This window comes from Pseudomonas knackmussii B13, assembly GCF_000689415.1.
Taxonomy (GTDB): domain Bacteria; phylum Pseudomonadota; class Gammaproteobacteria; order Pseudomonadales; family Pseudomonadaceae; genus Pseudomonas; species Pseudomonas knackmussii.
In genome coordinates, this window is the sequence record NZ_HG322950.1 from 1,090,114 (window position 1) to 1,116,928 (window position 26,815).

The 26,815-nt window shown below is 66.0% G+C and carries 25 protein-coding genes; 20 read left to right on the forward strand and 5 right to left on the reverse strand.

Annotated elements, in window-relative coordinates:
- Positions 1 to 10 precede the first annotated feature (10 nt).
- The 14 genes from hscA to PKB_RS05240 all read left to right on the forward strand — a co-directional run bounded on the left by hscA (position 11) and on the right by PKB_RS05240 (position 14,118).
- Positions 11 to 1,870 carry a Fe-S protein assembly chaperone HscA gene (gene hscA, locus PKB_RS05175; RefSeq protein ID WP_043249581.1) on the forward strand — a complete coding sequence of 620 codons (1,860 nt, stop codon included), beginning with the start codon at positions 11 to 13 and terminating at the stop codon, positions 1,868 to 1,870.
- Positions 1,871 to 1,876: 6 nt separating this feature from the next.
- Complete coding sequence (gene fdx, locus PKB_RS05180; protein ID WP_043249583.1) at positions 1,877 to 2,215, forward strand: ISC system 2Fe-2S type ferredoxin; 339 nt, start codon at positions 1,877 to 1,879, stop codon at positions 2,213 to 2,215.
- An 11-nt stretch (positions 2,216 to 2,226) separates the two neighbouring features.
- Positions 2,227 to 2,427: a Fe-S cluster assembly protein IscX gene (gene iscX / locus PKB_RS05185; protein WP_043249586.1), complete on the forward strand. Its 201-nt coding sequence runs from the start codon at positions 2,227 to 2,229 to the stop codon at positions 2,425 to 2,427.
- A gap of 275 nt (positions 2,428 to 2,702) precedes the next feature.
- Positions 2,703 to 3,134, forward strand: a complete 432-nt coding sequence (gene ndk, locus PKB_RS05190; RefSeq protein WP_043249587.1) for a nucleoside-diphosphate kinase — start codon at positions 2,703 to 2,705, stop codon at positions 3,132 to 3,134.
- Positions 3,135 to 3,161: 27 nt separating this feature from the next.
- Positions 3,162 to 4,310 (forward strand): dual-specificity RNA methyltransferase RlmN, encoded by a 1,149-nt coding sequence (gene rlmN, locus PKB_RS05195; protein ID WP_043256942.1) that lies wholly within the window; start codon positions 3,162 to 3,164, stop codon positions 4,308 to 4,310.
- Positions 4,311 to 4,325: 15 nt separating this feature from the next.
- Positions 4,326 to 5,081, forward strand: a complete 756-nt coding sequence (gene pilW / locus PKB_RS05200; RefSeq protein WP_043249590.1) for a type IV pilus biogenesis/stability protein PilW — start codon at positions 4,326 to 4,328, stop codon at positions 5,079 to 5,081.
- The gene (locus PKB_RS05205) at positions 5,078 to 6,157 is read left to right on the forward strand and encodes a helix-turn-helix domain-containing protein (RefSeq protein ID WP_052355183.1); all 1,080 of its coding nucleotides are present in this window, start codon (positions 5,078 to 5,080) and stop codon (positions 6,155 to 6,157) included. Before pilW ends, PKB_RS05205 begins: the two co-directional genes overlap by 4 nt.
- 2 nt (positions 6,158 to 6,159) lie before the next feature.
- Positions 6,160 to 7,272 carry a flavodoxin-dependent (E)-4-hydroxy-3-methylbut-2-enyl-diphosphate synthase gene (ispG, locus tag PKB_RS05210; RefSeq protein WP_043249595.1) on the forward strand — a complete coding sequence of 371 codons (1,113 nt, stop codon included), beginning with the start codon at positions 6,160 to 6,162 and terminating at the stop codon, positions 7,270 to 7,272.
- A gap of 18 nt (positions 7,273 to 7,290) precedes the next feature.
- A complete protein-coding gene (gene hisS / locus PKB_RS05215) occupies positions 7,291 to 8,580 on the forward strand; it encodes a histidine--tRNA ligase (RefSeq protein WP_043249597.1) in 1,290 nt (429 codons plus the stop codon).
- 25 nt (positions 8,581 to 8,605) lie between these two features.
- On the forward strand, positions 8,606 to 9,250 hold the full coding sequence (locus PKB_RS05220) for a YfgM family protein (protein WP_043249599.1): 645 nt from the start codon (positions 8,606 to 8,608) through the stop codon (positions 9,248 to 9,250).
- A 1-nt stretch (position 9,251) separates the two neighbouring features.
- A complete protein-coding gene (gene bamB / locus PKB_RS05225; RefSeq protein ID WP_043249601.1) occupies positions 9,252 to 10,394 on the forward strand; it encodes an outer membrane protein assembly factor BamB in 1,143 nt (380 codons plus the stop codon).
- An 85-nt stretch (positions 10,395 to 10,479) separates the two neighbouring features.
- On the forward strand, positions 10,480 to 12,030 hold the full coding sequence (gene der / locus PKB_RS05230) for a ribosome biogenesis GTPase Der (RefSeq protein ID WP_043249602.1): 1,551 nt from the start codon (positions 10,480 to 10,482) through the stop codon (positions 12,028 to 12,030).
- A 157-nt stretch (positions 12,031 to 12,187) separates the two neighbouring features.
- The gene (locus tag PKB_RS05235; protein WP_043249604.1) at positions 12,188 to 13,336 is read left to right on the forward strand and encodes a pyridoxal phosphate-dependent aminotransferase; all 1,149 of its coding nucleotides are present in this window, start codon (positions 12,188 to 12,190) and stop codon (positions 13,334 to 13,336) included.
- Positions 13,324 to 14,118, forward strand: coding sequence for an amidohydrolase (locus PKB_RS05240; RefSeq protein WP_043249607.1), 795 nt, complete (start codon positions 13,324 to 13,326; stop codon positions 14,116 to 14,118). Before PKB_RS05235 ends, PKB_RS05240 begins: the two co-directional genes overlap by 13 nt.
- Before the next feature lie 77 nt (positions 14,119 to 14,195).
- On the opposite strand, the gene PKB_RS05245 is transcribed toward PKB_RS05240, so the two are convergent.
- Positions 14,196 to 15,149 (reverse strand): aldo/keto reductase, encoded by a 954-nt coding sequence (locus tag PKB_RS05245; protein ID WP_043249609.1) that lies wholly within the window; start codon positions 15,147 to 15,149, stop codon positions 14,196 to 14,198.
- 340 nt (positions 15,150 to 15,489) lie between these two features.
- On the opposite strand from PKB_RS05245, the gene dapA reads away from it, so the two are divergent.
- Positions 15,490 to 16,356: a 4-hydroxy-tetrahydrodipicolinate synthase gene (dapA, locus tag PKB_RS05250; protein ID WP_043249611.1), complete on the forward strand. Its 867-nt coding sequence runs from the start codon at positions 15,490 to 15,492 to the stop codon at positions 16,354 to 16,356.
- A 64-nt stretch (positions 16,357 to 16,420) separates the two neighbouring features.
- Positions 16,421 to 16,756: a DUF5629 family protein gene (locus PKB_RS05255; RefSeq protein ID WP_043249612.1), complete on the forward strand. Its 336-nt coding sequence runs from the start codon at positions 16,421 to 16,423 to the stop codon at positions 16,754 to 16,756.
- Positions 16,757 to 16,874: 118 nt separating this feature from the next.
- Here the strand turns inward: PKB_RS05255 and leuA are convergent, their stop codons facing one another.
- Positions 16,875 to 18,545 (reverse strand): 2-isopropylmalate synthase, encoded by a 1,671-nt coding sequence (leuA, locus tag PKB_RS05260; protein ID WP_043249614.1) that lies wholly within the window; start codon positions 18,543 to 18,545, stop codon positions 16,875 to 16,877.
- Positions 18,546 to 18,960: 415 nt separating this feature from the next.
- On the opposite strand from leuA, the gene PKB_RS05265 reads away from it, so the two are divergent.
- From PKB_RS05265 to PKB_RS05280, 4 genes are all read left to right on the forward strand, one after another.
- On the forward strand, positions 18,961 to 19,362 hold the full coding sequence (locus PKB_RS05265) for a DUF2946 domain-containing protein (RefSeq protein WP_236658357.1): 402 nt from the start codon (positions 18,961 to 18,963) through the stop codon (positions 19,360 to 19,362).
- A 109-nt stretch (positions 19,363 to 19,471) separates the two neighbouring features.
- Entirely contained in the window at positions 19,472 to 21,580 is a 2,109-nt protein-coding gene (locus PKB_RS05270; protein WP_043249617.1) for a TonB-dependent copper receptor, read from the forward strand.
- 52 nt (positions 21,581 to 21,632) lie between these two features.
- Positions 21,633 to 23,000 (forward strand): PepSY-associated TM helix domain-containing protein, encoded by a 1,368-nt coding sequence (locus PKB_RS05275; RefSeq protein WP_043249619.1) that lies wholly within the window; start codon positions 21,633 to 21,635, stop codon positions 22,998 to 23,000.
- Positions 23,001 to 23,125: 125 nt separating this feature from the next.
- Entirely contained in the window at positions 23,126 to 23,626 is a 501-nt protein-coding gene (locus PKB_RS05280; protein ID WP_043249621.1) for a copper chaperone PCu(A)C, read from the forward strand.
- A 31-nt stretch (positions 23,627 to 23,657) separates the two neighbouring features.
- Here PKB_RS05280 and PKB_RS05285 read toward each other — a convergent pair whose 3' ends face one another.
- The 3 genes from PKB_RS05285 to xseA form a co-directional block, all read right to left on the reverse strand.
- Complete coding sequence (locus tag PKB_RS05285) at positions 23,658 to 24,494, reverse strand: M23 family metallopeptidase (RefSeq protein WP_043249623.1); 837 nt, start codon at positions 24,492 to 24,494, stop codon at positions 23,658 to 23,660.
- A 96-nt stretch (positions 24,495 to 24,590) separates the two neighbouring features.
- On the reverse strand, positions 24,591 to 25,340 hold the full coding sequence (locus tag PKB_RS05290; RefSeq protein WP_043249624.1) for a M15 family metallopeptidase: 750 nt from the start codon (positions 25,338 to 25,340) through the stop codon (positions 24,591 to 24,593).
- A gap of 5 nt (positions 25,341 to 25,345) precedes the next feature.
- Positions 25,346 to 26,725 (reverse strand): exodeoxyribonuclease VII large subunit, encoded by a 1,380-nt coding sequence (gene xseA / locus PKB_RS05295; RefSeq protein ID WP_043249626.1) that lies wholly within the window; start codon positions 26,723 to 26,725, stop codon positions 25,346 to 25,348.
- Positions 26,726 to 26,815: the final 90 nt, after the last annotated feature.

Below are 26,815 nucleotides of genomic sequence, written 5' to 3' on the forward strand. Positions count from 1 at the left end.
TTAGAGCAGCATGGTCCTACTGCAGATCGCCGAGCCCGGACAAACCCCCCAGCCGCACCAGCGTCGACTGGCCGTGGGTATCGACCTGGGCACCACCAATTCCCTGGTCGCCGCCGTGCGCAGCGGCACCGCTGCGCCCTTGCCGGATGCCGAAGGCCGCCTGATCCTGCCCTCGGCAGTACGCTACCGGGCCGACGGCATCGACGTCGGCGAGTCGGTCAAGCGCGGCGCCGCGGAAGACCCGCTGAACTCCATCATCTCGGTGAAGCGCCTGATGGGCCGTGGCCTGGAAGACGTGAAGCAGCTCGGCGGCCAACTGCCGTACCGCTTCACCCAGGGTGAGTCGCACATGCCGTTCATCGAGACCGTGCAAGGTCCGAAGAGCCCGGTCGAGGTCTCCGCGGAGATCCTCCGCACCCTGCGCCAGCGCGCCGAAGCCACCCTGGGCGGTGAGCTTGTCGGTGCGGTGATCACGGTGCCGGCGTATTTCGACGACGCCCAGCGCCAGGCCACCAAAGATGCCGCGCGTCTGGCCGGCCTGCACGTCCTGCGCCTGCTCAACGAGCCCACCGCAGCTGCGGTTGCCTACGGTCTGGACAAGAACGCCGAAGGCGTCGTGGCCATCTACGACCTGGGCGGCGGCACCTTCGACATTTCCATCCTGCGTCTGACCCGCGGCGTCTTCGAGGTCCTGGCCACTGGCGGCGACAGCGCCCTGGGCGGCGACGATTTCGATCACACCATCGCCGGCTGGGTCATCCAGCAGGCCGGCCTGTCCGACGATCTCGATCCGGGTGCTCAGCGCCATCTGCTGCAGGTTGCTTGTGCTGCAAAAGAAGCCCTGACCGCCGAGGCGAGCGTCGAGGTTGCCTATGGCGACTGGCGCGGCCAATTGGGTCGTGAGCAGTTCGATGCGCTGATCGAGCCGCTGATCGCCCGTAGCCTCAAGGCCTGCCGTCGCGCAGTGCGCGATTCCGGCATCGAGCTGGAAGAGGTCGGTGAAGTGGTCATGGTCGGCGGCTCCACCCGCGTGCCGCGCGTTCGTCAGGCGGTGGGCGAGCTGTTCGGTCGCCAGCCGCTGACCGATATCGACCCGGACCAGGTGGTGGCCATCGGCGCCGCCATCCAGGCCGATGCCCTGGCCGGCAACAAGCGCGGCGAAGAGCTGCTGCTGCTCGACGTCATCCCGCTGTCCCTCGGTCTCGAGACCATGGGCGGGCTGATGGAGAAGGTGATCCCGCGCAACACCACCATTCCGGTGGCGCGTGCGCAGGAATTCACCACCTACAAGGATGGCCAGACGGCCATGATGATTCACGTGCTGCAGGGCGAGCGCGAGCTGGTCAAGGATTGCCGTTCCCTGGCGCGCTTCGAGCTGCGCGGCATTCCGCCGATGGTTGCCGGTGCGGCGAAGATCCGCGTCAGCTTCCAGGTCGATGCCGACGGCCTGCTGGCGGTCTCCGCCCGCGAGATGAGCTCGGGCGTCGAGGCGAGCATCCAGGTCAAGCCGTCCTACGGCCTGACCGATGGCGAAATCGCCCGCATGCTGCAGGACTCCTTCCAGAATGCTGGCGACGACATGAATGCCCGTGCGCTGCGCGAGCAGCAGGTCGAGGCCGAGCGTCTGCTCGAGGCTGTGCGTTCGGCGCTGGACGCCGATGGCGAACGCCTGCTGGACGCCGACGAGCGCATCGCCATCGATGCCTGCATGGAAACCCTGCGCGAACTGGCCGCCGGTAGCGATACCGCGGCAATCGAACAGCAAATCAAGCGTCTGTCCCAGGTGACCGACGCCTTCGCCGCGCGACGGATGGATGCATCCGTCAAGGCCGCCCTGTCCGGCCGCCGGCTCAACGAAATCGAGGAATAAGCGAAGATGCCGCAGATCGTGTTTCTGCCCCACGCCGAGCATTGCCCGGAGGGCGCGGTGGTCGAGGCCCAGCCCGGCGAAACCATCATCAAGGCCGCGCTGCGCAACGGCATCGACATCGAGCATGCCTGCGAGATGTCCTGTGCCTGCACCACCTGCCACGTAGTGGTGCGCGAGGGTTTCAACTCGCTGGAAGCCTCCGACGAGCTGGAAGACGACATGCTCGACAAGGCCTGGGGTCTGGAGCCGGAGTCGCGGCTGTCCTGCCAGGCGGTGGTCGGTGAAGAAGACCTGGTGGTCGAAATCCCGAAATACACCATCAACCAGGTTTCCGAAGGTCATTGAGGGGAGCGCGCATGAGCCTGAAATGGACCGATGTGCTGGAAATCGCCATCCAGCTGGCCGAGAGCAAGCCGGATGTCGATCCGCGCTACGTGAACTTCGTCGATCTGCACAACTGGGTGCTGGCTTTGCCGGAATTCAGCGACGATTCGTCACGCGGCGGCGAGAAGGTGCTCGAAGCCATCCAGGCCGCCTGGATCGAAGAGGCCGAGTGACGAACGGCGGCGCGCCGCGCGCGCCCGTCGCGTGCTGCGGCGGCTGATCTTTTTCTCGAACCCGCGTATAATTCGCGGGTTTTATCTTTGGCGAGCCTCGAGGAACCCCTGCCGGTTCTTCTTTCGTCGGTCGACGCGCATTCGCGCGGCGGCTCCGCGCGTGCCAGCCCCACGGCTGCCGCGGTCGCGCGGCAAACCCTGAATCGCGGGAGCTCCTGGACTGGCGCCAGGGGCTCCTCAGCTTTACCAACCTTGCTTTTTCGGAGTTATTCCAAATGGCCCTGCAACGTACCTTCTCCATCATCAAGCCCGACGCCGTAGCCAAGAACGTCATCGGCGAAATCCTGACCCGCTTCGAGAAAGCCGGTCTGCGCGTCGTCGCTTCCAAGATGGTTCAGCTGTCCGAGCGCGAAGCCGGTGGCTTCTACGCCGAGCACAAAGAGCGCGGCTTCTTCAAGGATCTGGTTGCCTTCATGACCTCCGGTCCGGTCATCGTTCAGGTTCTGGAAGGCGAAGACGCCATCCTGCGCAACCGCGAACTGATGGGCGCCACCGATCCGAAGAAAGCCGAGCCGGGCACCATCCGCGCCGACTTCGCCGTTTCCATCGACGAGAACGCCGTACACGGTTCCGACTCGGAAGCTTCGGCTGCCCGCGAAATCGCTTACTTCTTCTCCAGCACCGAGGTGTGCGAGCGCATTCGCTGATAACAGCGAATGGGCGAGGGTGAATCCATGACTGATACCGCTGTAAAGGCCAACCTGCTGGGCATGACCAAGCCCCAGCTCGAGGAATTCTTCGAGTCCATCGGTGAAAAGCGCTTCCGCGCCGGCCAGGTGATGCAATGGATTCACCACTTTGGCGCCGAGGATTTCGACGCCATGACGAACGTCGGCAAGGCCTTGCGCGAAAAGCTCAAGGCCTGTGCCGAAATTCGGGGTCCGGAAGTAGTCAGCCAGGACATCTCCAGCGATGGCACCCGTAAATGGGTGGTGCGCGTGGCGTCCGGCAGCTGCGTCGAGACCGTCTACATCCCGCAGAACGGCCGTGGCACCCTGTGCGTGTCCTCGCAGGCCGGCTGCGCCCTGGATTGCAGCTTCTGCTCCACCGGCAAGCAGGGCTTCAACAGCGACCTGACCTCCGCCGAGATCATCGGCCAGGTATGGATCGCCAACAAATCCTTCGGCACCGTGCCCGGCAAGATCGACCGCGCCATCACCAACGTGGTGATGATGGGCATGGGCGAGCCGCTGCTGAACTTCGACAACGTCGTCCCCGCCATGAACATCATGATGGAGGACTTCGGCTACGGCATTTCCAAGCGCAAGGTGACCCTGTCCACCTCTGGCGTGGTGCCGATGATCGAGAAGCTCGGCGAAGTCACCGACGTATCCCTGGCCCTCTCGCTGCACGCGCCGAACGACGAGCTGCGCAACGTGCTGGTGCCGATCAACAAGAAGTACCCGCTGGCGGTCCTGCTGGACAGCTGCAAGCGCTACATCACGCGCCTGGGCAAGGAGCGCGTGCTGACCGTCGAGTACACCCTGCTCAAGGACGTCAACGACCAGCCTGAGCACGCCGAGCAGTTGATCGCATTGCTCAAGGAAATTCCTTGCAAGATCAACCTGATTCCGTTTAATCCGTTCCCGCATTCCGGCTACGAGCGGCCGAGCAACAACGCCATCCGCCGTTTCCAGGATCTGGTGCACAAAGGCGGCTACAACGTCACCGTGCGCACCACTCGCGGCGACGACATCGACGCTGCCTGCGGCCAACTGGTCGGCCAGGTGATGGACCGCACACGTCGCAGCGAACGCTATATCGCCGTACGCCAACTGGCGGCCGAAGCCGAACAGACGCCGACCGCCAGCACTCGAAACTGACCAGGGGGGATTCCGATGACCTTTCGCGCCGCGCTGTTCGTACTGTTGGCTGGCATGCTGGCGGGTTGCGTGACGACCGGGAAACCGGATCCCCTGACTACTACCAAGGGTCGCGAAGAAGCCCGCGACGCCTACATCCAGCTGGGCATCGGCTACCTGCAGAACGGTAACACCGAGCAGGCCAAGGTGCCGCTGCGCCAGGCTCTGGAGCTGGACTCCTCGAGCGCCGACGCGCACGCCGCGCTGGCCCTGGTCTACCAGATGGAGATGGAACCCAAGCTGGCCGAGACCGAATACCGCAAGGCCCTGTCCTCGCGCTCCGACGCGCGCATCCTGAACAACTACGGCGGCTTCCTCTTCGAGCAGAAGCGCTACCAGGAAGCCATCGAGGCCTACGAAAAGGCCGCTGACGACAGCATGTACCCCGAGCGTTCGCGGGTCTTCGAGAACCTCGGCCTGGTCAGCCTGAAGATGAACCAGCGCGAGCAGGCCAAGCAGTACTTCGAGAAGGCCCTGCGCCTGAACCGCCGGCAGCCCAGCGCACTGCTCGAGATGTCGCAGATGTCCTATGACGACCGCCAGTACGTGCCAGCACGCGGCTACTACGAGGAATACCTGAAGCAGGGCCAGCAGAACGCCAAGAGCCTGCTGCTGGGGGTGCGCCTGGCCAAGGTCTTTGACGACAAGGACACGGCGGCCAGCTACGGTCTGCAGCTCAAGCGCCTGTACCCCGCTTCTCCCGAATACCAGGCATACCAGGCAGAGAAATGATGAAGATGTCGCAGCCAGAGGTCGCCGTGGCGACCCGTGCCAACCCCGGTGAGACCTTGCGCCAGGCGCGCGAGCACAAGGGTTGGTCGACCTCCCAGGTGGCCGGTCAGCTGAATTTGACGGAAAACTCGCTGCGTCACCTGGAACAGGGCAACTTCGACCAGTTGCCTGGGCACACCTTCGCGCGCGGCTACGTGCGTGCCTACGCCAAGCTGCTGGGCATGGACCAGGCGCAGATGGTCACCGCCTTCGACCAGTTCACCGGCACCGATGCCACCGGCAGTACCCCGCAGAGCCTCGGCCGCGTCGCCGAGCCGATGCGCCTGTCGCGCAACCTCCTGCGCCTGTTCAGCCTGCTGCTGCTCGCCCTGCTGGTGGGCTTCGGCTACATGTGGTGGCAAGAGCGCAGCGGTCGCAATGTCGCCGAGAACAGCGGCCTGAACATGGAACACGTCGAGGTCGAAAGCGCCGACGGCACCACCGAAGTCCACAGCCTCGACGAGCCGGAAGACCAGGCGGTCGCCGAGGACAAGGCGAACACCCCGGCAGCGCCGGTCGAACCGGTTGGCGATGCTGGTGCGGGTGCGCCCGAGCAGGCCGCTCCGGCCCCGACTGAACAGGCACCTGCCGCTGAAGCTCCGGCCGTTGCCCCGGCTGCCCCGGCCAGCGCTGCTGCACCGAGCGCACCGGTTGCTATGGCGCCTGCGCCGACCGCACCAGTCGTGGCATCCGCCGCTCCGGTCGTCCCTGCTGCACCCGTCGCCCCGGGCACAGCGGCTGCTCCAGTCGCTCCGGCAGCGCCTGCTGCAGCCCCGGTCGTCGCCGCTGCCGGCCAGGGCGTAGTCAAGGTTCAATTCACCGCCGATTGCTGGACCCAGGTCACCGACGCCGACGGCAAGGTCGTGCTCAGTGCGCTCAAGCGCAAGGGTGACTCCATGGAGGTCGCCGCCAAGGCGCCGCTGGAACTGCACCTGGGCTTCGCCCGTGGCGCCCAGGTCAGCTACAACGGCCAGCCGGTCGATATCGCGCGCTATTCCCGTGGCGAGACCGCGCGCATGAAGTTGGGTGGTAACTGAAAATGCATTGCGCTTCCCCGATCAAACGCCGTCATTCCCGCAAGATCTGGGTCGGTTCGGTGCCCGTAGGCGGCGATGCGCCCATCGCCGTCCAGAGCATGACCAACACCGACACGCTGGACGTCGCTGCCACAGTGGCGCAGATCCGTCGCCTGGAAGAAGCCGGCGCCGACATCGTCCGCGTCTCGGTGCCGGACATGGACGCCGCCGAAGCCTTCGGCAAGATCAAGCAGCAGGTCCAGGTTCCCCTGGTCGCCGATATCCACTTCGACTACAAGATCGCCCTGCGCGTGGCCGAACTGGGTGTCGATTGCCTGCGCATCAACCCGGGCAACATCGGTCGCGAAGACCGCGTGCGCGCGGTGGTCGACGCTGCTCGTGACAAGAACATCCCGATCCGCATCGGCGTCAACGCCGGTTCGCTGGAGAAGGACCTGCAGAAGAAGTACGGCGAGCCGACTCCCGAAGCCCTGCTGGAATCGGCCATGCGCCATGTCGATCATCTCGACAAGCTGGACTTCCAGAACTTCAAGGTCAGTGTGAAGGCCTCCGACGTGTTCATGGCCGTCGCCGCCTACCGCCTGCTGGCCAAGCAGATCGAACAGCCGCTGCACCTGGGTATCACCGAGGCCGGCGGCCTGCGTTCGGGCACCGTGAAGTCCGCGGTGGGCTTGGGCATGCTGCTCGCCGAGGGCATTGGCGACACCATCCGCATCTCCCTGGCCGCCGATCCGGTGGAGGAGATCAAGGTCGGCTTCGACATCCTCAAGTCCCTGCACCTGCGCTCGCGCGGCATCAACTTCATCGCCTGCCCGAGCTGCTCGCGGCAGAACTTCGACGTGGTCAAGACCATGAATGAGCTGGAAGGCCGCCTCGAAGACCTGCTGGTGCCGCTGGACGTCGCGGTGATCGGCTGCGTGGTCAATGGCCCGGGCGAAGCCAAGGAAGCGCACATCGGCCTCACCGGCGGTACGCCGAACAACCTGGTGTACATCGACGGCAAGCCGGCGCAGAAGCTGCAGAACGAAAACCTGGTGGATGAGCTGGAACGGCTGATCCGCGCAAAAGCGGCCGAGAAGGCCGAGGCCGACGCCGCCCTGATCGTGCGTGGCTGACCGCTACAAGGACCCTACGTGAGCAAGTCCCTGCAAGCCATTCGTGGCATGAACGACATCCTGCCGGAGCAGACTCCTGCCTGGCGCTACCTCGAGCGCACCTTCGCCGATCTGCTGGATGGCTACGGCTACAGCGAGATCCGCCTGCCGATCCTGGAGTTCACCGAGCTCTTCGCCCGCGGTATCGGCGAAGGCACCGACGTGGTCGACAAGGAGATGTACACCTTCCTCGACCGTAACGAAGAGTCGCTGACCCTGCGTCCCGAAGGCACCGCGGGCACCGTGCGCGCTGTGCTGGAGCACGGCATGACCGGTGGCGGCCAGGTGCAGAAGCTGTGGTACGCCGGCCCGATGTTCCGCTACGAGAAGCCGCAGAAGGGGCGTTACCGCCAGTTCCACCAGATCGGTGTGGAAGTCTTCAACCTGGCCGGTCCCGACATCGACGCCGAGCTCATCGTGCTCACCTGGCGCCTGTGGAAGAAGCTCGGTCTGGCCGATTCGGTGACCCTGCAGCTCAACAGCCTGGGTTCCAGCGAGGCGCGCGCAACCTATCGCGACGCCCTGGTGGCCTTCCTCAAGGAGCGCTACGACCAGCTCGACGAGGACAGTCAGCGCCGCCTGACCACCAACCCGCTGCGCATCCTCGACAGCAAGAACGAAACCACCCAGGCCCTGCTGGTCGGCGCACCGACCCTGCACGACTACCTGGACGAAGAATCGCGCGTGCACTTCGAAGGCCTGAAGGCGCGCCTGGATGCCGCCGGCATCGCCTACGAGATCAACCCGAAACTGGTTCGCGGCCTGGATTACTACAGCCGCACCGTATTCGAGTGGGTCACCACCAAGCTCGGCTCCCAGGGAACCGTTTGCGCCGGGGGGCGCTACGACGGCCTGGTCACCCAGTTCGGCGGCAAGCCGACTCCGGGTGTGGGCTTCGCCATGGGCGTCGAGCGCCTGGTGCTGCTGCTGGAAACCCTGGGCCTGGTGCCGGCAGAACTGGCCCGTCCGGCCGACCTCTATGTATGCGCCTTCGGCGAGCCGGCCGAGCTGGCCGCGCTGACCCTAGCAGAGCGCCTGCGCGATGCCCTGCCGGGCGTGCGCCTGCTGGTCAACGCCGGCGCCGGCAGCTTCAAGAGCCAGTTCAAGAAAGCCGACAAGAGCGGCGCGCAGTTCGCCCTGATCATGGGTGACGACGAGCTGGCTGCCCGCGTGGTAGGTTTCAAGCCCCTGCGCGGCGAGGGCGAGCAACAGAACATTGCCTGGGATGCTCTGCCCGAGCACCTGGCAGCCTGCCTCAAACAGGCCTGAGAAAAGACCGTATAGGAGTATTGGGGTGACCACGCGTACCGAAGAAGAACAACTGGCGGACATCAAGGACTGGTGGCAGCGCAATGGCTCGCCCCTGCTCACCGGTGCCGCGCTGGCGCTGGTGGTGGTGTTCGGCTGGAAGGCCTGGACCAAGTACCAGGCCAATCAGGCGCAGGGCGCGTCCATCCTCTACCAGGAACTGGTGGAGAGTTCGCTGACCCCGTCCGGCAAGCCCGATACCGCGCGTGTCGCCGAACTGGCTGGCAAGCTGACCAGCGAATACGGCGGCACCCCGTACGCCCAATACGGCCGTCTGTTCGTGGCCAAGGTCGCCGTGGATGCCGGCAAGCTGGACGATGCCGCCAGCGAGCTGAAAGGCGTGGTCGACAAGCCGGCCGACGCCACCCTCGGTGAACTGGCGCGTCAGCGCCTGGCCCGCGTCCTGGCTGCCCAGGGCAAGGCCGAAGAAGGTCTGAAACTGCTCGAAGGCACTGCTGACAAGGCTTTCGTAGCCAACCGCGAAGAGCTCAAGGGCGACCTGCTGGTGCAACTCAAGCGAACCGATGAAGCCCGTGCCGCCTACGAGAAGGCCAAGGCCGCTCTGCCGGAAGACGCCGCCTCCGGCGCCCTGCAGGTGAAACTCGACGACCTGGCCAAGGGAGGCGCCTGAGATGATGCGCTGGAATCATGCGGCGCTGTTGGCGCTGACCCTGCTCGCTGTGGGCTGCAGCAGCAACAGCAAGAAAGAACTGCCGCCGGCTGAACTCACCGACATCAAGGAAGAAGTTCGCCTGGACAAACAGTGGAGCCGCTCGGTCGGTGACGGCCAGGGCGACCTCTACGAACTGCTGACGCCGGCCGTGGATGGTTCGACCATCTACGCCGCCGCTGCCGAAGGTCGCGTCATGGCCATGCAGCGCGAAAGCGGTGACGTGCTCTGGAAGAAAGACCTCGACCTGCCGATTTCCGGCGGTGTTGGCGTCGGTGGCGGCCTGGTTCTGGTCGGCACCCTGAAAGGTGACGTGGTTGCCCTGAATGCCGCCGACGGCGAGCAGAAGTGGCGGACCCGCGTGCCCAGCGAAGTGCTGTCTGCCCCGGTTACCGACGGCGACGTGGTCGTGCTGCAAACCCAGGACGACAAGCTGATCGCCCTCGACGCCAGCACCGGCAATCAGCGTTGGGTCTACGAAAACACCGTGCCCGTGCTGACCTTGCGCGGCACCGGCTCGCCGATCATCGCCGGTCGCATGGCGATCGCCGGCCTGGCCAGCGGCAAGGTAGTGGCGGTCGACCTGCAACGCGGCCTGCCGGCGTGGGAAACCCGCGTTGCCGTGCCTCAAGGTCGTTCGGAGCTGGATCGCGTAGTCGACATCGACGGCGGCCTGATCCTCGACGACAACGTGATCTACGTGGCTACCTACCAGGGCCGCGCCGCCGCGCTCGACCTGGCCAGCGGCCGCGTGCTCTGGCAGCGCGAGGCGTCGAGCTATGCCGGCGTCAGCGAAGGCATGGGCAACGTCTATGTCAGCGATGCCAGCGGCACCGTCGAGTCCCTCGACGGCCGCAGCTCCTCGTCGCTGTGGAGCAACGATGCACTGGCGCGCCGCCAGCTGTCGGCGCCGGCTGTGTTCTCCAGCAACGTCGTGGTCGGCGATCTGGAAGGTTACATCCACCTGCTGAGCCAGGTGGACGGTCGCTTCGTCGGCCGCGAGAAGGTCGACGGCGACGGCGTGCGTGTGCGCCCGCTGGTCGTGGACAAGTGGATGTACGTGTACGGCAACAGCGGCAAGCTGGTCGCCTACACCATTCGCTAAGCTGTATGTGTTACCTGCCGGCCGCTGTTCGACGACAGCGGCCGGCGCGTTTTTTTAGAAACCCTGAATTTATCTGGAGAGCCGCATGGTTCCCGTAATCGCCCTGGTGGGCCGCCCGAACGTCGGCAAGTCCACCCTGTTCAACCGCCTGACCCGCACCCGTGACGCCATCGTCGCCGAGTACGCCGGTCTGACCCGCGACCGCCAATACGGCGAGGCCAAGTGGCAGGGGGAGAAGGTCATCGTCACCGGCCCCCCCCCCCCCCGCCAATACGGCGAGGCCAAGTGGCAGGGCAAGAAGTTCATCGTCATCGATACCGGTGGTATCTCCGGTGACGAAGAGGGCATCGACGCCAAGATGGCCGAGCAGTCACTGCAGGCCATCGAAGAGGCCGATGCCGTCCTGTTCATGGTCGACTCGCGCGCGGGCCTCACCGCAGCCGACCAGATGATTGCCGAGCACCTGCGCAAGCGGAACAAGCGCAGCTTCCTGGTGGCGAACAAGGTCGACACCGTCGATCCGGATATCGCCCGCGCCGAGTTCAGCCCGCTGGGCCTTGGCCATGCGATCCCGATCGCCGCCGCCCACGGCCGCGGCATCACCCAGATGCTGCAGGAAGCCCTGGGCGACATGTTCGCTCCCGAGCCCGAGGCGCCGGAAGACAACGACCTGCCGAGCGAGCTGGAAGAAGTCGCCGAAGGCGAGGAAGCCAAGCGCATCCCCGGCCCGAGCGAGAAAGACGGCATCAAGATCGCCATCATCGGCCGCCCCAACGTCGGCAAGTCGACGCTGGTGAACCGCATGCTCGGCGAGGAGCGGGTGATCGTCTATGACCAGGCCGGCACCACCCGCGACAGCATCTACATCCCCTTCGAGCGCAACGAAGAGAAGTACACCCTGATCGACACCGCCGGCGTACGTCGCCGCGGCAAGATCTTCGAGGCGGTCGAGAAGTTCTCGGTGGTGAAGACCCTGCAGGCGATCCAGGACGCCAACGTGGTGATCTTCGTCATGGACGCCCGCGAAGGCGTGGTCGAGCACGACCTCAACCTGCTCGGCTTCGTGCTGGAGACCGGCCGCGCGCTGGTCATCGCACTGAACAAGTGGGACGGCATGGAGTCGGGCGAGCGCGAGTACGTGAAGACCGAGCTCGAGCGTCGCCTGCTGTTCGCCGACTTCGCCGACATCCATTTCATCTCGGCGCTGCACGGCACCGGCGTGGGCCACCTGTACAAGTCGGTGCAGGAATCGTTCCGCTCCGCCGTGACCCGCTGGCCGACCAGCAAGCTGACGCAGATCCTCGAGGACGCGGTGCAGACGCACCAGCCGCCGATGGTCAATGGCCGCCGCATCAAGCTGCGCTACGCCCACCTGGGCGGCGCCAACCCGCCGTTGATCGTGATCCACGGCAACCAGGTGGAGGCGGTGCCCAAGGCCTACACCCGTTACCTGGAGAAGACCTACCGTCGTGTGCTGAAGCTGGTCGGCACGCCGATCCGCATCGAGTACAAGGGCGGCGACAACCCGTTCGAGGGCAAGAAGACCCAGCTCACCGATCGCCAGGTCAACAAGAAGCGCCGCCTGATGTCGCACCACAAGAAGGCCGAGAAGAAGAAGAAGGACAAGCGCAAGTAACGCGCCCCCTCTTCTCGTAGGATGGGTTGAGGCACGAAACCCATGCTGGGTTCGCTCACCCCATCCTACCGGCGTGTGACCGATAGGATGGGGCTGCTTCCCGCTTCAGGCGTCGGGCTTTAAGCTAGGCAACCCTCTTTGCCTGCAGCCCTCCGCCATGCTCACCAGCAAACTGCCCAACGTCGGCACCACCATCTTCACCCGCATGTCGCAGCTCGCCGCCGAGTGCGGTGCGCTCAACCTGTCCCAGGGCTTCCCCGACTTCGACGGTCCTGCCGCACTGCGCGAAGCGGTAGGGCGGCACGTCATGGCTGGACACAACCAGTACTGTCCGATGACCGGCCTGCCGGCGCTGCGCGAGCAGGTGGCGGCCAAGGTCGCGAGCTTCTATGGCCGCACTGTCAGCGCTGACACCGAGGTGACCATCACCCCCGGCGCGACCGAGGCGATCTTCTGCGCGGTGCAGGCGCTGATCCGCCCCGGCGACGAAGCCATCGTCCTCGACCCTTGCTACGACAGCTACGAGCCATCGGTGGAGCTGGCCGGCGGCCGTTGCGTGCATGTCGCCCTGAGCCTGCCTGAGTTCCGCATCGACTGGCAGCGCCTGGCCGACGCCATCACCCCGCGCACCCGCGTGATCTTCCTCAACAGCCCGCACAACCCCAGCGGTGCGCTGATCGATCGCGAAGACCTGGACCGCCTGGCTGCGCTCATTCGCGACCGCGAGATATATGTCATCAGCGACGAGGTCTACGAACACCTGATCTATGACGGCGTACAACACGCCAGCGTGCTCGCCCATGACGAGCTGTACCCACGCGCGTTTGTCATCAGTTCCTTTGGCAAGACCTACCACGTCACCGGCTGGAAGACCGGCTACGTGGTGGCGCCGCCGGCGCTGACCGCCGAGCTGCGCAAGATTCACCAGTACGTGAACTTCTGCGGCGTGACCCCGCTGCAGTACGCACTGGCCGACTTCATGGCCGCGCACCCCGAGCACCTGCGCGAGCTGCCGGGCTTCTACCAGGCCAAGCGCGACCTGTTCTGCGACCTGCTCGGCGGCTCGCGCTTCCAGTTCCGGCGCGCCGCCGGCACCTACTTCCAGGTGGTCGACTACTCGGCGATCCGCCCGGACCTGGACGACGTGGCCATGGCCGAATGGCTGACCCGCGAACATGGCGTGGCGGCGATTCCGGTCTCGGTGTTCTACCAGCAGGCCCCGGCAGACATGCGCCTGGTGCGCTTCTGCTTCGCCAAGAAAGAGGAGACGCTGCGCCAGGCGGCGGAGAAGCTATGCGCGATCTGAATCAACTGCCCGACCTGAAGCTGGCCCTGGTACAGACCACCCTGGCCTGGCACGACGCGCCAGCCAACCGCGCGCACTTCACCGCATTGCTGGAGCAGGCACGAGGCGCCGACCTGGTGATCCTGCCGGAGATGTTCACCACCGGCTTTTCCATGGACTCCTCGGCACTGGCCGAGGCGGAGGAGGGCGAGACCTACTCCTGGCTGCGCGAACAGGCCGCACGCCTGGATGCGGTAGTGACCGGCAGCGTGATCGTCCGCGCTGCAGACGGCAGCCATCGCAACCGCCTGCTCTGGGCGCGCCCGGATGGCGAGATCCTGCACTACGACAAGCGCCACCTGTTCCGCATGGCCGGTGAGCACAAGCATTACAGCGCCGGGGAAAACCAGGCGGTGTTCGAGTGCAAGGGTTGGCGGGTGCGCCCGCTGATCTGCTACGACCTGCGCTTCCCGGCCTGGAGCCGCGACGCCCAGGACACCGACCTGCTGCTGTACACGGCGAACTGGCCGGCGGCCCGCCGCCTGCACTGGAACCGCCTGCTGCCGGCCAGGGCCATCGAGAACCTGTGCTACGTCGCGGCGGTGAACCGCGTTGGTGAAGACGGCAAGGGCCACGCCTATTCCGGCGATAGCCAGGTGCTCGACTTCCAGGGCGACTACCTGCTGGAACCCGGCGCGGCCGACGGCGTATTCCACGTCAACCTCTCGGCGCAAGCGCTGGCTGCCTACCGCGAGCGCTTCCCGGCCTATCTCGACGCGGACCGTTTCGTCATCGAGCCCTGAGCGGGGTCGCGAGCAAGCTCGCTCCTGCAGGGATATCCCGCTTTTCGTAGGAGCGAGCTTGCCCGCGAACTGCCGTTTCAATAGGCGCTAGCCGCATCCAGCCTGTGGATATCCTCCAGGCTCAGTTTCAGCCGTGTCGCCGCGATCAGGTCCGGCAACTGGTCGAGGTTCGAGGCGCTGGCGATGGGGGCGGTAATGCTTGGGCGGGCCATCAGCCAGGCGAGGGATACCTGGGTCGGCGTGGCGTCGTATTCCTCGGCCACTTCGTCCAGGGCGGCCAGCAGGGTTACGCCGCGCTCGTTCAGGTAACCCTTGACCTTGTCGGCGCGGGCCGCGCTCTTGTCGAGGTCCTCGCGGCTGCGGTACTTGCCGCTGAGGAAGCCGCCGGCCAGGGCGTAGTAGCAGATCACGCCGATGCCCAGCTCCTGCACCACCGGTTCCAGGCGCGTCTCGTAGTCGGCGCGGTCGTAGAGGTTGTAGTTCGGCTGCAGAGAGTGGTAGCAGGGCGCGCCCAGCTGGTCGGCGATGGTCTTCGCTTCGCGCAGGCGGCGGGCGTCGTAGTTGGAGGCGCCTATCACCCGCACCTTGCCCTTCTGCGCCAGGTTGGCGAAGGCGTCCAGGGTTTCCTCGAGCGGGGTATGCGTATCGTCACAGTGGGCTTGGTAGAGGTCGATGTAGTCGGTCTGCAGGCGCTGCAGCGAGCGTTCGACAGCCTGTTCGATGTAGGCGGGGGCGAGGCCCTTGAAGCCGTTGCCCATGTCCATGCCGACCTTGGTGGCGAGGATCATGTCGTTGCGTTTGCCGGTTTTCTTCAGCCATTTGCCGATCAGGGTTTCCGACTCGCCGCCGGCATGGCCGGGCACCCAGCGCGAGTAGACGTCGGCGGTGTCGATGCAGGTCAACCCGGCTTCGTGCAGGGCGTCCAGCAGGCGGAAGGACGTGGCTTCGTCGGCGGTCCAGCCGAATACGTTGCCGCCGAACACCAGCGGTGGAATGGCCAGCCCGGAGCGGCCTAGTTCGCGAAGGTTCACCTGTCGTTCCTCCCTACTGCGTTGTGGTCGATCCAGCATAGACCTTCAGACATGGTTGACAGACCCATCCTACGCTGCGCACTATCGGGCCCTCATTCGCGCAACGGACTTCCCATGTCCCTCTCTCTCGACCACTCGCTTCCGCTCCCGGGCTCCTTCGCCCAGGTTTGCGCGTGCGTCGCCGTTGCCAAGAAATCGAAGAAACAGTCGCTCATTTGACCGGGGCGTGCTGTCCCGTCAGATGGGCTGACAGGACAAGCGCAAGGTCGAACACTTCCCCCGCATGATTCCCGCACCCTCCCTGACGGCGACCAGACGGTCAGCCACAAGGAGTTTTCGCATGTCGTCGTTTCGTGGAATCTGGGTAGCCCTGGTAACGCCGTTCCGGGCCGGGGAAATCGACTTCGCCGCATTGCAGGCGCTGGTCGGCAAGTTGCTGGAGGACGGCGTCGCCGGCTTCGTGGTCTGCGGCACCACCGGCGAGGCCGCAGCGCTGAGCCATGCCGAGCAGCTCGCCGTGCTCGACGCGGTGCTGCAATGGGTGCCGTCGCAGCGAGTGATCATGGGCCTGGCCGGCAACAACCTGCGCGAGCTGCTGGCCTTCCAGCAGGAGGTCCAGCAGCGTCCGCTTGCCGGCGTCCTGGTGCCTGCGCCTTACTACATTCGACCGTCGCAGCAGGGGCTGGAGGCTTTCTTCCGCCAGGTCGCCGATGCGTCCACGGTGCCCGTGGTGCTCTACGACATTCCCTATCGCACCGGCGTGCGCATCGAGCGTGAAACCCTGCGGCGCATCGTCCGGCATCCGCGCATTGCGGCGATCAAGGACTGCGGCGGCGATGCGGAAACCACCATGGCGCTGATCGCCGACGGCAATGTCGAGGTGCTTGCCGGCGAGGATGTGCAGATTTTCGGCAACCTCTGCCTGGGCGGCGCGGGGGCGATTTCCGCTTCGGCGCATGTGCGCGCCGACCTGTATGTACACATGCAGCGGCTGGTGGAAGAGGGCGATCTGCCGGGCGCACGGCGCACCTTCTATCGCCTGCTGCCGTGGATGCAGGCGGCCTTCGCCGAGCCCAATCCGGCGGCGGTCAAGGCGGCGCTGGCACTGCAGGGGCAGATCGATGACGAGCTGCGCGAGCCCATGCAGCGTTGCGCGCCGGCGACCCTGGAGCGCCTGCACGGGGTGCTGGCCACACTGGCCGATTGACGGGAAAGGCGCCGCCGCCATGGCTTTGGCCTATCATGGCGGCCTTCTCAAGCGGAGCACGACCATGACCGACCACACCCTCTACCTGCTCGACCAGCTCGAAATGGCCGACATGCTGCTGATCGACGGCCTGCACGCCTGGCAGTTCGAGCTCGACGAGGCGCTGCTCGACCGCGCCGAAGCCGCAGCCGATGCGGGCGAGCCCTTCGCCAGCGAAGAGGTGGTATTGCGCGTGGAGGTCGTCGACGGGCGCGATCGCCGTCAATGGCAGTTCACCTACAACGAGGTGATGGAAGCGCAGCATCAGGCCGAAGACGACAGTTGGATCCTGCTGCAGGGCGAGCAGGAGCACCGCTTGTGCTGCCTTGGGGCCCATTCGGCCAGCGGCGAGGATGACTGAGCAGTTTGAAGCAGGGCCGAGGGATCGTCCCGCAGGCGCTGCCTGATTTCGATCCTGCAAAAAAACAGCCCCGGACAGCGAACTGCCCGGGGCGAGGGGGACTGCGGTAGGACCGGGCTTACGCCGCCTTGGCGTGGCCCAGCGTCACCGCGCGGTTCAGCGCGCTGAACAGGGCGCGGAAGCTGGCGGTGGTGATGTTTTCGTCGATGCCGATGCCGTGCAGCGAGCGGCCGCCTTCGACGCGCAGCTCGATGTAGGCTGCGGCGCGCGCGGTGGTTCCGGCGCCGATGGCGTGCTCGTTGTAGTCCATGATCTCGACGTCGACCGGCAGCGCGGCGACCAGGGCTTCCAGGGTGCCTTTGCCCTTGCCGTGCCAGCGGTGTTGTTCACCCTTGTGCACCACGTCGATGTCGATGGCGCAGATGCCGTTTTCTTCCTGCAGGCGGTAGTTCTTCAGCGCGAAGGGCGTGACGACTTGCAGGTATTCGGCTTCCAGCAGGGCGTAGATCTGCTCGGCGGTCATCTCCAGGCCCAGGCGATCGGTCTCGTTCTGCACGACCTGGCTGAACTCGATCTGCATGCGGCGCGGCAGGCTGATGCCGTATTCCTGTTCGAGCAGGAAGGTGATGCCGCCCTTGCCGGACTGGCTGTTCACGCGGATCACCGCTTCGTAGCTGCGGCCGATGTCGGCCGGGTCGATCGGCAGGTACGGCACTTCCCACACGGCATCGTCCTTCTGCTGGGCGAAGCCCTTGCGGATGGCGTCCTGGTGCGAGCCGGAGAAGGCGGTGTGGACCAGGTCGCCGACGTACGGGTGACGCGGGTGCACCGGAATCTGGTTGCACTCTTCGACCACCTTGCGCACGGCGTCGATGTCGGAGAAGTCCAGCTGCGGGTCGATGCCCTGGGTGTACATGTTCAGCGCCATGGTCACCAGGCAGAGGTTGCCGGTGCGCTCGCCGTTGCCGAACAGGCAGCCTTCGACGCGGTCGGCGCCGGCCATCAGCGCCAGTTCCGAAGCGGCTACACCGGTGCCACGGTCATTGTGGGTGTGCAGGCTGAGCAGCACGCTGTCGCGCTTGTCGATGTGGCGGCCGAACCACTCGATCTGGTCGGCGTAGTTGTTCGGGGTGGCGCACTCGATGGTGGCGGGCAGGTTGAGGATCAGGCGGTTGGCCGGGGTCGGCTGGAACACGTCGATCACTGCGTTGCACACCTCGACGGCGAAGTCTGTCTCGGTCGAGCTGAAGACTTCCGGCGAGTACTCGAAGCCCCACTGGGTCTCAGGCGCGGCATCGGCCAGGCGCTTGATGGTCTTGCCGGCGGCCACGGCGATGGCTTTCACGCCGGCCTTGTCCTGGTTGAAGACGATCTTGCGGAAGCTCGGTGCGCAGGCGTTGTAGTAGTGGACGATGGCGCGCTTGGCGCCCTTCAGCGACTCGAAGGTGCGCTCGATGAGGTCGTCACGGGCCTGGGTCAGCACCTGGATGGTGACGTCGTCGGGGATGTGGCCGCCTTCGATCAGCTCGCGGACGAAGTCGAAGTCGGTCTGCGAGGCGGACGGGAAGCCCACTTCGATTTCCTTCAGGCCAACCTGTACCAGGCACTTGAAGAAACGCATCTTCTTCTCGGCGTCCATCGGCTCGATCAGCGACTGGTTGCCGTCACGCAGGTCGGTGGACAGCCAGATCGGCGCCTTGTCGATGACCTTGTCCGGCCAGGTACGGTCGGGCAGGGTGATCTGGGTGAACGGACGGTATTTCTTCGACGGGTCTTTGAGCATGGTCATGAGCGGATTCCTTGGACTTCCTGGCCAACCGGCCTGTGCGAGCGCGAGTAGATGAAGAGATGAAACGACGCGAAGGTTTCAGCCACGCAGTCGCGGACTGACCAGACGCAGGCAGGCGTGTTGGCGAAGCAGGATGAGGGTATGTGCAGTTTTCATAGCGCCCACCCTAGTGCTGTCGGATGTTCGTGGCAAGCATTGTCTAAAAATTGGCAGGAATCGTCTCTATTTTTGATTTGGCGCGATTTTATGTAATTCGATTCCGATTTGGTCGCAAGAAATTGCCCTAGGAAAACTCTGCTTTACTGCATTCTGCGGCTTCATGCCGCAGGGGCATTCGGCCATCAGCGAATTGCACCTCGCCATCGACCGGAGTAAAACGCCGCCTGGCTGCGACAACCAGCCCAAAGGACCCTTCGTGATCGACCGCAAACGACATTCCCACCGCTCCGGCATGGCCATCTGGCTGGCGTTCTTCGCCATGCTGATGATCCATCTCGGCCCGCTGGTGTCGCAGTCGATGCCGATGGACCACGTCATGCCGGCCATGGCCGGCATGGACGAGATGGCCTGCTCCGACGAGGCGCGCAGCGGTCACCATGAATCCGTCATGCCCAAGCCGGCGGCGGGCTTCATGGAGAAGTGCGGCTATTGCGGCCTGCTGATCCACAGCCCGGTGCTCGATGCGCCGCAGCTGTTCCTCCCCGCCGACCTGCCCGGCGCTGCGCCGGCACCCCAGGTCGTCATCGAACATCCGATTCCCGCCTCGCCGGTGTTCCCCGGCGCGCGTTCGCGCGCGCCACCGTCCATGACCGCCTGACCGACCGTCACTGCCACCGCCCGCTCGCCGCGCGCCGGAGCCCGTCTCCTGCGTGCGCGCTCGCCGTGCGCGTGGCCGGAAGAATCTCGTCATCGATCATGGAATGCACATGTCCAACTCCTTCCTGCGCGGGCGTGCTCGCCCCGCATACCTGCGCACCTTTTGCGCACTCGCCGCCCTTGGCGTCGTCCCCTTCGCCTCGGCGGCAGACAGCGATCCGCACGCCGACCACTCGATCATCGAGCTGGAGCCCGCGGTCATCACCGCTGTGCAGCAGAGCTCGCCGCTGACCATCGTCACCAACCCCAAGGAAGCGCGGCAGCCAGTGCCGGCCAGCGACGGCACCGACTACCTGAAGACCATCCCCGGCTTCTCCGCCATCAGAAATGGCGGCACCAATGGCGATCCGGTGCTGCGCGGGATGTTCGGCTCGCGCCTGAACCTGCGCACCAATGGCGGGCTGATGATCGGCGCTTGCCCGTTCCGCATGGACGCGCCCAGCTCCTACATCGCACCGGAAACCTTCGACAAGCTGACCGTGGTCAAGGGCCCGGAAACTGTCATATGGGGCCCCGGCGCCTCGGCTGGTACCGTGCGCTTCGACCGTGAGCCCGAGCATTTCGGCGAACTGGGCAGCCGCCTGAACGGCAGCGTCCTGGCTGGCTCCAACGGCCGCTTCGACAAAGTCATCGATGGTGCCGTTGGCGGTCCCCAGGGCTACCTGCGGGTGGTCGGCAACCAGGCCCAGGCCGACGACTACAAGGACGGCAACGGCGATACCGTGCCCTCTCGCTGGGACAAGTGGAACGGCGACGTCGCCGCCGGCTGGACCCCGGATGCCGACACCCTGGTCGAGCTGACCGCCGGCAAGGGTAACGGGAAGGCACGCTACGCCGGGCGCGGCATGGACGGCTCTCAGTTCAAGCGCGAGAGCCTCGGCCTGCGCTTCGAGAAGCGCAACATCAGCGAGGTGTTCCAGAAGCTGGAGGCGCAGGTCTACTACAACTACGCCGACCACATCATGGACAACTTCCGCCTGCGCACCCCCGACCCGAGCAGCATGATGCCCATGCCGATGGCCTCTGAAGTCGACCGGCGCACCGTCGGCGGCCGGGTGGCGGCGACCCTGGACTGGTCCGACTACCAGCTGGTCACCGGCGTCGATGCCCTGCGCAGCGAGCACCGCGAGCGCAACTCCAGCTTCGACATGATGAGCGACACCTTCACCGACACCGACGCCTTCCCATGGACGAAAGACGCGGTGATGCACGACTACGGCGCCTTCGCCGAGCTGACCTGGTACGCCGCCGAGCGCAGCCGGGTGATCGGTGGTGCGCGCCTCGACCGCGCGGACGCCAAGGACTACCGGCAGACCCTCGGCAGCATGTCGATGAGCATGCCCAACCCGACTGCCGGCGATACCCGCAGCGACACCCTGCCCAGCGCCTTCGCCCGCTACGAGCACGACCTGGCCGATTCGCCGACCACGCTGTACGCCGGCCTCGGTTACGTCGAGCGTTTCCCCGACTACTGGGAGCTGTTCTCGCCGAGCAACGGGCCGAGCGGTTCGGTCAACGCATTCGATGCGATCAAGCCGGAGAAGACCACCCAGCTGGACATCGGCGCGCAGTACGACGACGGCAAGCTGCAAGCCTGGGTATCGGCCTACGCCGGCGTGGTGCATGACTTCATCCTGTTCGACTACGACACCGACATGATGGGTATGAGCAGCACCCAGGCGCGCAACATCAACGCGCGGATCATGGGCGGCGAACTGGGCGCCAGCTATCGCCTGGACTCGAACTGGAAGACCGACACCACCCTGGCGTACGCCTGGGGCAAGAACACCACCGATGGTCGCGCCCTGCCGCAGATGCCGCCGCTGGAGGCGCGCCTGGGGCTGACCTACGAACGCGACCTGTGGAGCGTCGGCGGCCTGTGGCGCCTGGTGGCGGCGCAGAACCGCGTGGCCATCGGCGAGGGCAACGTGGTCGGCCAGGACTTCGACAAGACCGGCGGCTTCGGCGTGTTCTCGCTCAATGGCGCCTACAAGCTGAGCAAGAACTTCAAGGTCAGCACCGGCATCGACAACCTCTTCGACAAGGCCTACGCCGAGCACCTCAACCTGGCGGGCGACGCCGGTTTCGGCTTCCCCGGCGACAAGGCGATCAACGAACCGGGTCGCACCTACTGGACCAAAGTGGACTTCAGCTTCTAAGGCCCGCCGCGCCCGCTCCGGCGGGTGCGGTCTTGCGTGGAGACAACGACACATGAAAAAGACCGTGGATTTCTACAACCTGGCCTGGCGTTGGCATTTCTATGCGGGATTGTTCGTCGCGCCCTTCATGATCCTGCTGGCGTTCACCGGGATCATCTATCTGTTCAAGCCGCAGCTCGACGTTTTGATGTACCGCGATCTGCTCGAGGTGCAGCCAGCGGCACAGGTGCTAAGCGCCGACGAGCAACTGGCGCGGCTGCACCAGGCGTTGCCGCAGGCGGCGGTCAGCAAGTACCTGCCGCCGGCGACGGCCGAAAGCAGCGCGCAGTTCGTCGCCAGTCTTGACGGTCGCGAAACCAATCTGTTCGTGAACCCCTACAGCGGCGAGCTGCTCGGCAGCCAGGATGCCCACTACAACCTGCAGGCTATCGCCCGGGCGCTGCACGGTGAGTTGATGATCGGCACCGTCGGCGACCGCCTGATCGAACTGGCCGCCGGCTGGGGCATCGTCCTGGTGGTGTCGGGCGTCTACCTGTGGTGGCCGCGCGGGCGCGGCAAGCGTGGCGTGCTGGTCCCCAACCGCGAGCAGCGTGGGCGTGGCTGGTGGCGCGAGCTGCATGCGGTCACCGGCTTCTGGGGGGCGGCTTTGCTGCTGTTCATGCTGCTCTCGGGGATGACCTGGACCGGCTACTGGGGCGAGTCCTTCGCCGATGTCTGGAACCGCTTCCCGGCGGCGATGTGGAACGACGTGCCCAAGTCCGACGTGCAGGCACGTTCGCTCAACGAAGCGCACCGGCAGACCGTGCCCTGGGCCATGGAGAACACGCCGATGCCGGTTTCCGGCGCCCATGCCGAGCACGCCGGACATATGGCGGGTGGCTCGATGGCCGCGCCGCAGATTGGCTTGCAGCAGGTAGTCGACATCGCTCGCGAGCGTGGGGTGACGCCGGGCTACAGCATCAGCCTGCCCAAAGGCGAGGAGGGCGTATTCACCGTTTCGGTGTTTGCCGACGACCCGCGCAACGACGCCACCCTGCATGTCGACCAGTACAGCGGCAAGGTCCTCGCCGACGTGCGCTGGAAGGACTACGGCCTCGTGGCACGCAGCGTCGAGACAGGCGTGATGCTGCACGAGGGCAAGATGTTCGGCCTGGCCAACCAGCTGCTGATGCTCGCCGTCTGCCTGATGATCCTGTTCAGCGCCGCCAGCGGCCTGTGGTTGTGGTGGCTGCGCAAGCCGGCCGGGCGCCTGGGCGTGCCTCCGCTGCCGCATGCCTTGCCGGTGTGGAAGGTTGGCCTGGGCATCGTGGTGCTGCTGGGCATTGCCTTCCCCCTGGTAGGCGCGTCGCTGCTGCTGGTCTGGGGCTTCGACTGGCTGGTGCTTTCGCGCCTGGCTAGTGGGCGCCAGGCCTTCGATTGAGTTGTGCGCCGGCGGCCCTGTCGCCGGCTTGAGTGGGGGCGCGGAGCGGCTATGCTGCCCGGGCCCTCGACGTTGCCGCCGGTCCTCTTGCCGGTCGGCCCATGAGACTGCTAGGAGTTTCCACCATGCGCAAAACCCTGCTGGCCTTCGCGGCCCTGCTGTCCTTCTCCGCTCCGCTTCTGGCCCACGAGTACAAGGCTGGCGACCTCGAGATCGAACATCCCTGGTCGCTGCTGCTGCCGGCCGTCTCGGCAAACGGCGCGGCCTATTTCGTCGTGCACAACCACGGCAAGTCCGCCGATCGCCTGGTCGGTGCCGACACCGAGCGCGCTGCCAGTGCCGAAGTGCACGAGCACGTGATGAAGGACGGCATGATGAAGATGCAAAAGGTCGAAGGCGTGGACATTCCCGCCGGCGGCACCCTGACCTTCGCACCCGGCCACTACCACCTGATGCTGTTCGGCCTGAAGAAGCCGCTGGCCGACGGAGAGCGTTTCCCGGTGACCCTGCATTTCCAGAAGGCCGGCGACGTGAAGGTCGAGGTCGAGGTCCAGAAGCAGGCACCGGGCGCTGCCGAGCATGACGACCACGATATGTCCGACATGCCGGGCATGAAGATGAACTGACTCGTCGATTTCGAGCGTCGCCGGGCGCTGTTCAGGGCTTGAAGGCGCCGATGAAGATCGCCGGGTCGACGCGGGCGTCGTTGAGGCTGACGTTCCAGTGCATGTGCGGCCCGGTGGCGCGGCCGGTGGCGCCGACGCGGCCGACCACGTCGCCGCGGGCGAGCTGCTGGCCCAGGCGCACGTCGATTTTCGACATGTGGCAGAACATGCTGATGAAGCCCTGGCCGTGGTCGACGAACACGGTGTTGCCGTTGAAGAAGTAGTTGCCGATCAGGATGACCTTGCCCGCGGCCGGCGTCTTGATCGGCGTGCCGGCGGGTACGGCGAAGTCCAGCCCGGAGTGCGGGTTGCGTTCTTCGCCATTGAAGAAGCGGCGCAGGCCGAAGGGGCTCGAAAGCGGGCCGTTTACTGGCTTGTCGAGCACCAGGTTGCTCGGCGTGCCAGGGCTGAAGCTGCGGTAGGCGGCGGTCTGTTCGGCCAGCTCGCGGTTGATCCGCGCCAGGTCCTCGGGCAGCGGATTGACCTGGCGGGTGTTCTTCAGGGTGATGCGCTGCTCACGGTAATGCTTGCTGCCAATCGTGAAGGGTAGGGCGCGCGCCTGACCGGCTTGCTGCACCTGAACCTGCTGCTGGCCCGGCTTGGTCGTCAGCGGGATGCCGACGATGGCGATCCAGTCACGCCCCTCTTCCTTTACCACCAACACAGGCTTGCCCTGGTAGCGCGCGGTCGGCGCCGGGCCTTCGTTACCCAACTGAATCACGGCCACGCCGCCGGGCACCGGTTTGTTCAGGGTGCGGCTGATGAAGCCTTCGGCATGGACGGGCAGGGCGAGGAGGGTGGCGGCGAGGAGGCAGAAGGCGCGGAGCATGGGGTTGTCCGTATTGGATGAGCGGGTGAGTGAAGAGACCTGCGCGTGCTCTTGTAGGAGCGGACCTTGTCCGCGATTCGCGGATGAGATCCGCTCCTACGGTCGCAGGTTGTGCAGTTGCTGGCGCCACAGTTGCTCCAGCGATGGAACCTGCGCCGGGCCGTAGATCGCCGCTGGCGCGCCGGTGTGCCAGGCCCACAGCTGGTCGCCGTAGTCGTAGTGCCACCATTCGCTGGACAGGTTGCTGAAGCCGACTTCGCGCATGACGTTGAACAACAGCCGGCGGCGGTCGCGGATGGCGCGGCCGTGGCCGTCGGTGGCGTCTTCGTAATGCCGGGTGTAGGAGCGCGGGGTCGCTTCGTCGAACAGGCTGCCCATATCGAGCCAGCGGCCGTCTTGATCGCAGAGGCTGATGTCCACGGCGCCGCCGGTCAGGTGCGGGCTCGGCGCTTCGGCGCGGGTGCTCGGCGGGGCGACGAACTCGCGGGTGCGACGGGTCAGCTCGGCCGGATCGGCGTTCGGTTCGTGCTGGCGGAGGATGTCGTAGAGGGTGTCGTAGAGATGCTGCTGGACGGCGAAGGGCCGCCAGGCATCCAGCACCACCAGGCGCAGGCCGTCGGGCAGCAGCTTCGCCGCCTGCAGCAGGCGCGCGAACACGCCGGCGCGGGCGTGGCATTCGGGCAGCGCATTGGGGATGCCCAGGCGATGGTAGGCCGGCCAGACCAGGAAGCCCTGGCTGGTGCCCAGCGCTTCCATGGGCTCGCCGCATTCGACGATGGGCATGCGGAAGGCCGTGGCCCAATCGGGCTCCGGCGCTTCGGGGATGGCGGCGAGCAGGTCGGTCACGGCATTCAGTCCAGCAGGGAGAGGGTGACGGGCGTCTGGTGATTGTCCTCCACCCGCACGTCCAGCTCGCCCTCGCCAAGCTTCGCCTTCAGGCGCTGGCCGGGCTGGGCCTGGGCGGCGCGGCGCACGGCCTGGCCGCGTTCGTCGAGGAGGATGCTGTAGCCGCGGCCGAGGGTGGCCAGCGGGCTGACGATGTGCAGGTTCTGCGCCAGGCCGTCGAGACGCTGGCGGCGCTCGCGAAGGATCGCCCGGGTCGCATGGGGTAGTCGCGCGGCCAGGCTGTCGAGTTTCTGCCGCAGCAGCGCCAGGGCGCGGCCGGGGTGATGGGCCTGCAGGCGGGTCTGCAGGCGGGCCAGGCGTTCGTTGCGGACTTGCAGCTGGCGCTCGAAGGCACGGCGCAGGCGCATGTCCAGGTCGTCGAGGCGCTGGGCCTGCTGGCGCAGGCGCTCGCCGGGGTGGCGCAGGCGCCGGGCGGTGCCTTCCAGGCGCAGGCGCTCGCGGGTCAGGCGGTCCTGGATACGCAGGATCAAGCGGCGGCGCAGGCTGTCGAGGCGCTGTTGCAAGTCACCGGTGTGCGGGGCCAGCAGTTCGGCGGCGGCGGAGGGCGTGGGCGCGCGGACGTCGGCGACGAAGTCGGCGATGGAAACGTCCGTCTCATGGCCGACCGCACTGACCACCGGCGTGGCGCAGGCGGCGATGGCGCGAGCCACGGCTTCTTCGTTGAAGCACCAGAGGTCCTCCAGCGAGCCGCCGCCCCGGGCCAGGATGATGGCGTCGAAGCCCTTGGCGTCGGCCAGTTGCAGGGCACGGACGATTTGCAGCGTGGCTTCGCGACCCTGAACGGCAGTAGGTACGAGGGTCAGCTCGACCTGCGGCGCGCGGCGGCGGAAGACGCTGATGATGTCGCGGATCACTGCGCCGGTGGGCGAGCTGACGATACCGATGCGTTGCGGGTGAGCCGGCAGCGGCCGTTTGCGCTCGGGGGAGAACAGCCCCTCGGCGGCCAGCTTCTCTTTAAGTGCCTCGAAGGCCAGGCGCAGGGCGCCGTCACCGGCGGGCTCGACGGCATCGGCGATCAGTTGGTAGTCGCCACGTCCTTCGAACAGCGAGACCTTGCCGCGCACCTTAACGGCCAGGCCGTCGCGCAGCGCCTGGCGCACGCGCAGGGCGTTCTGCCGGAACAGCGCGCAGCGCACCTGGGCGTTGCTGTCCTTCAAGGTGAAATAGAGGTGGCCGGAAGCCGGGCGGGCGAGGTTGGAGATCTCGCCTTCGACCCACACCTGCGGGAACACGTCCTCCAGGAGCTGGCGGGCGCGCTGGTTGAGCTGGCTGACGGTCAGCACCTCACGGTCGAGGCCGAGCCGTTGGAAAGGGTCTTTGAACATGGCGCTGGATGATAAGCCCGGGCGTTGTCGAGGGCCAGCACGCAACCCGCCATTCCAGCGGTCGGGCGCGTTGAGCCCGAGCGTCAAACT

Bases quoted from the DNA above. Each gene is read 5' to 3' on its own strand.
- hscA (WP_043249581.1), top strand. From the start codon at position 11: ATGGTCCTACTGCAGATCGCCGAGCCCGGACAAACCCCCCAGCCGCAC.
- fdx (WP_043249583.1), top strand. From the start codon at position 1,877: ATGCCGCAGATCGTGTTTCTGCCCCACGCCGAGCATTGCCCGGAGGGC.
- iscX (WP_043249586.1), top strand. From the start codon at position 2,227: ATGAGCCTGAAATGGACCGATGTGCTGGAAATCGCCATCCAGCTGGCC.
- ndk (WP_043249587.1), top strand. From the start codon at position 2,703: ATGGCCCTGCAACGTACCTTCTCCATCATCAAGCCCGACGCCGTAGCC.
- rlmN (WP_043256942.1), top strand. From the start codon at position 3,162: ATGACTGATACCGCTGTAAAGGCCAACCTGCTGGGCATGACCAAGCCC.
- pilW (WP_043249590.1), top strand. From the start codon at position 4,326: ATGACCTTTCGCGCCGCGCTGTTCGTACTGTTGGCTGGCATGCTGGCG.
- PKB_RS05205 (WP_052355183.1), top strand. From the start codon at position 5,078: ATGATGAAGATGTCGCAGCCAGAGGTCGCCGTGGCGACCCGTGCCAAC.
- ispG (WP_043249595.1), top strand. From the start codon at position 6,160: ATGCATTGCGCTTCCCCGATCAAACGCCGTCATTCCCGCAAGATCTGG.
- bamB (WP_043249601.1), top strand. From the start codon at position 9,252: ATGATGCGCTGGAATCATGCGGCGCTGTTGGCGCTGACCCTGCTCGCT.
- der (WP_043249602.1), top strand. From the start codon at position 10,480: ATGGTTCCCGTAATCGCCCTGGTGGGCCGCCCGAACGTCGGCAAGTCC.
- PKB_RS05235 (WP_043249604.1), top strand. From the start codon at position 12,188: ATGCTCACCAGCAAACTGCCCAACGTCGGCACCACCATCTTCACCCGC.
- PKB_RS05240 (WP_043249607.1), top strand. From the start codon at position 13,324: ATGCGCGATCTGAATCAACTGCCCGACCTGAAGCTGGCCCTGGTACAG.
- dapA (WP_043249611.1), top strand. From the start codon at position 15,490: ATGTCGTCGTTTCGTGGAATCTGGGTAGCCCTGGTAACGCCGTTCCGG.
- PKB_RS05255 (WP_043249612.1), top strand. From the start codon at position 16,421: ATGACCGACCACACCCTCTACCTGCTCGACCAGCTCGAAATGGCCGAC.
- leuA (WP_043249614.1), bottom strand. From the start codon at position 18,545: ATGACCATGCTCAAAGACCCGTCGAAGAAATACCGTCCGTTCACCCAG.
- PKB_RS05270 (WP_043249617.1), top strand. From the start codon at position 19,472: ATGTCCAACTCCTTCCTGCGCGGGCGTGCTCGCCCCGCATACCTGCGC.
- PKB_RS05275 (WP_043249619.1), top strand. From the start codon at position 21,633: ATGAAAAAGACCGTGGATTTCTACAACCTGGCCTGGCGTTGGCATTTC.
- PKB_RS05280 (WP_043249621.1), top strand. From the start codon at position 23,126: ATGCGCAAAACCCTGCTGGCCTTCGCGGCCCTGCTGTCCTTCTCCGCT.
- PKB_RS05285 (WP_043249623.1), bottom strand. From the start codon at position 24,494: ATGCTCCGCGCCTTCTGCCTCCTCGCCGCCACCCTCCTCGCCCTGCCC.
- xseA (WP_043249626.1), bottom strand. From the start codon at position 26,725: ATGTTCAAAGACCCTTTCCAACGGCTCGGCCTCGACCGTGAGGTGCTG.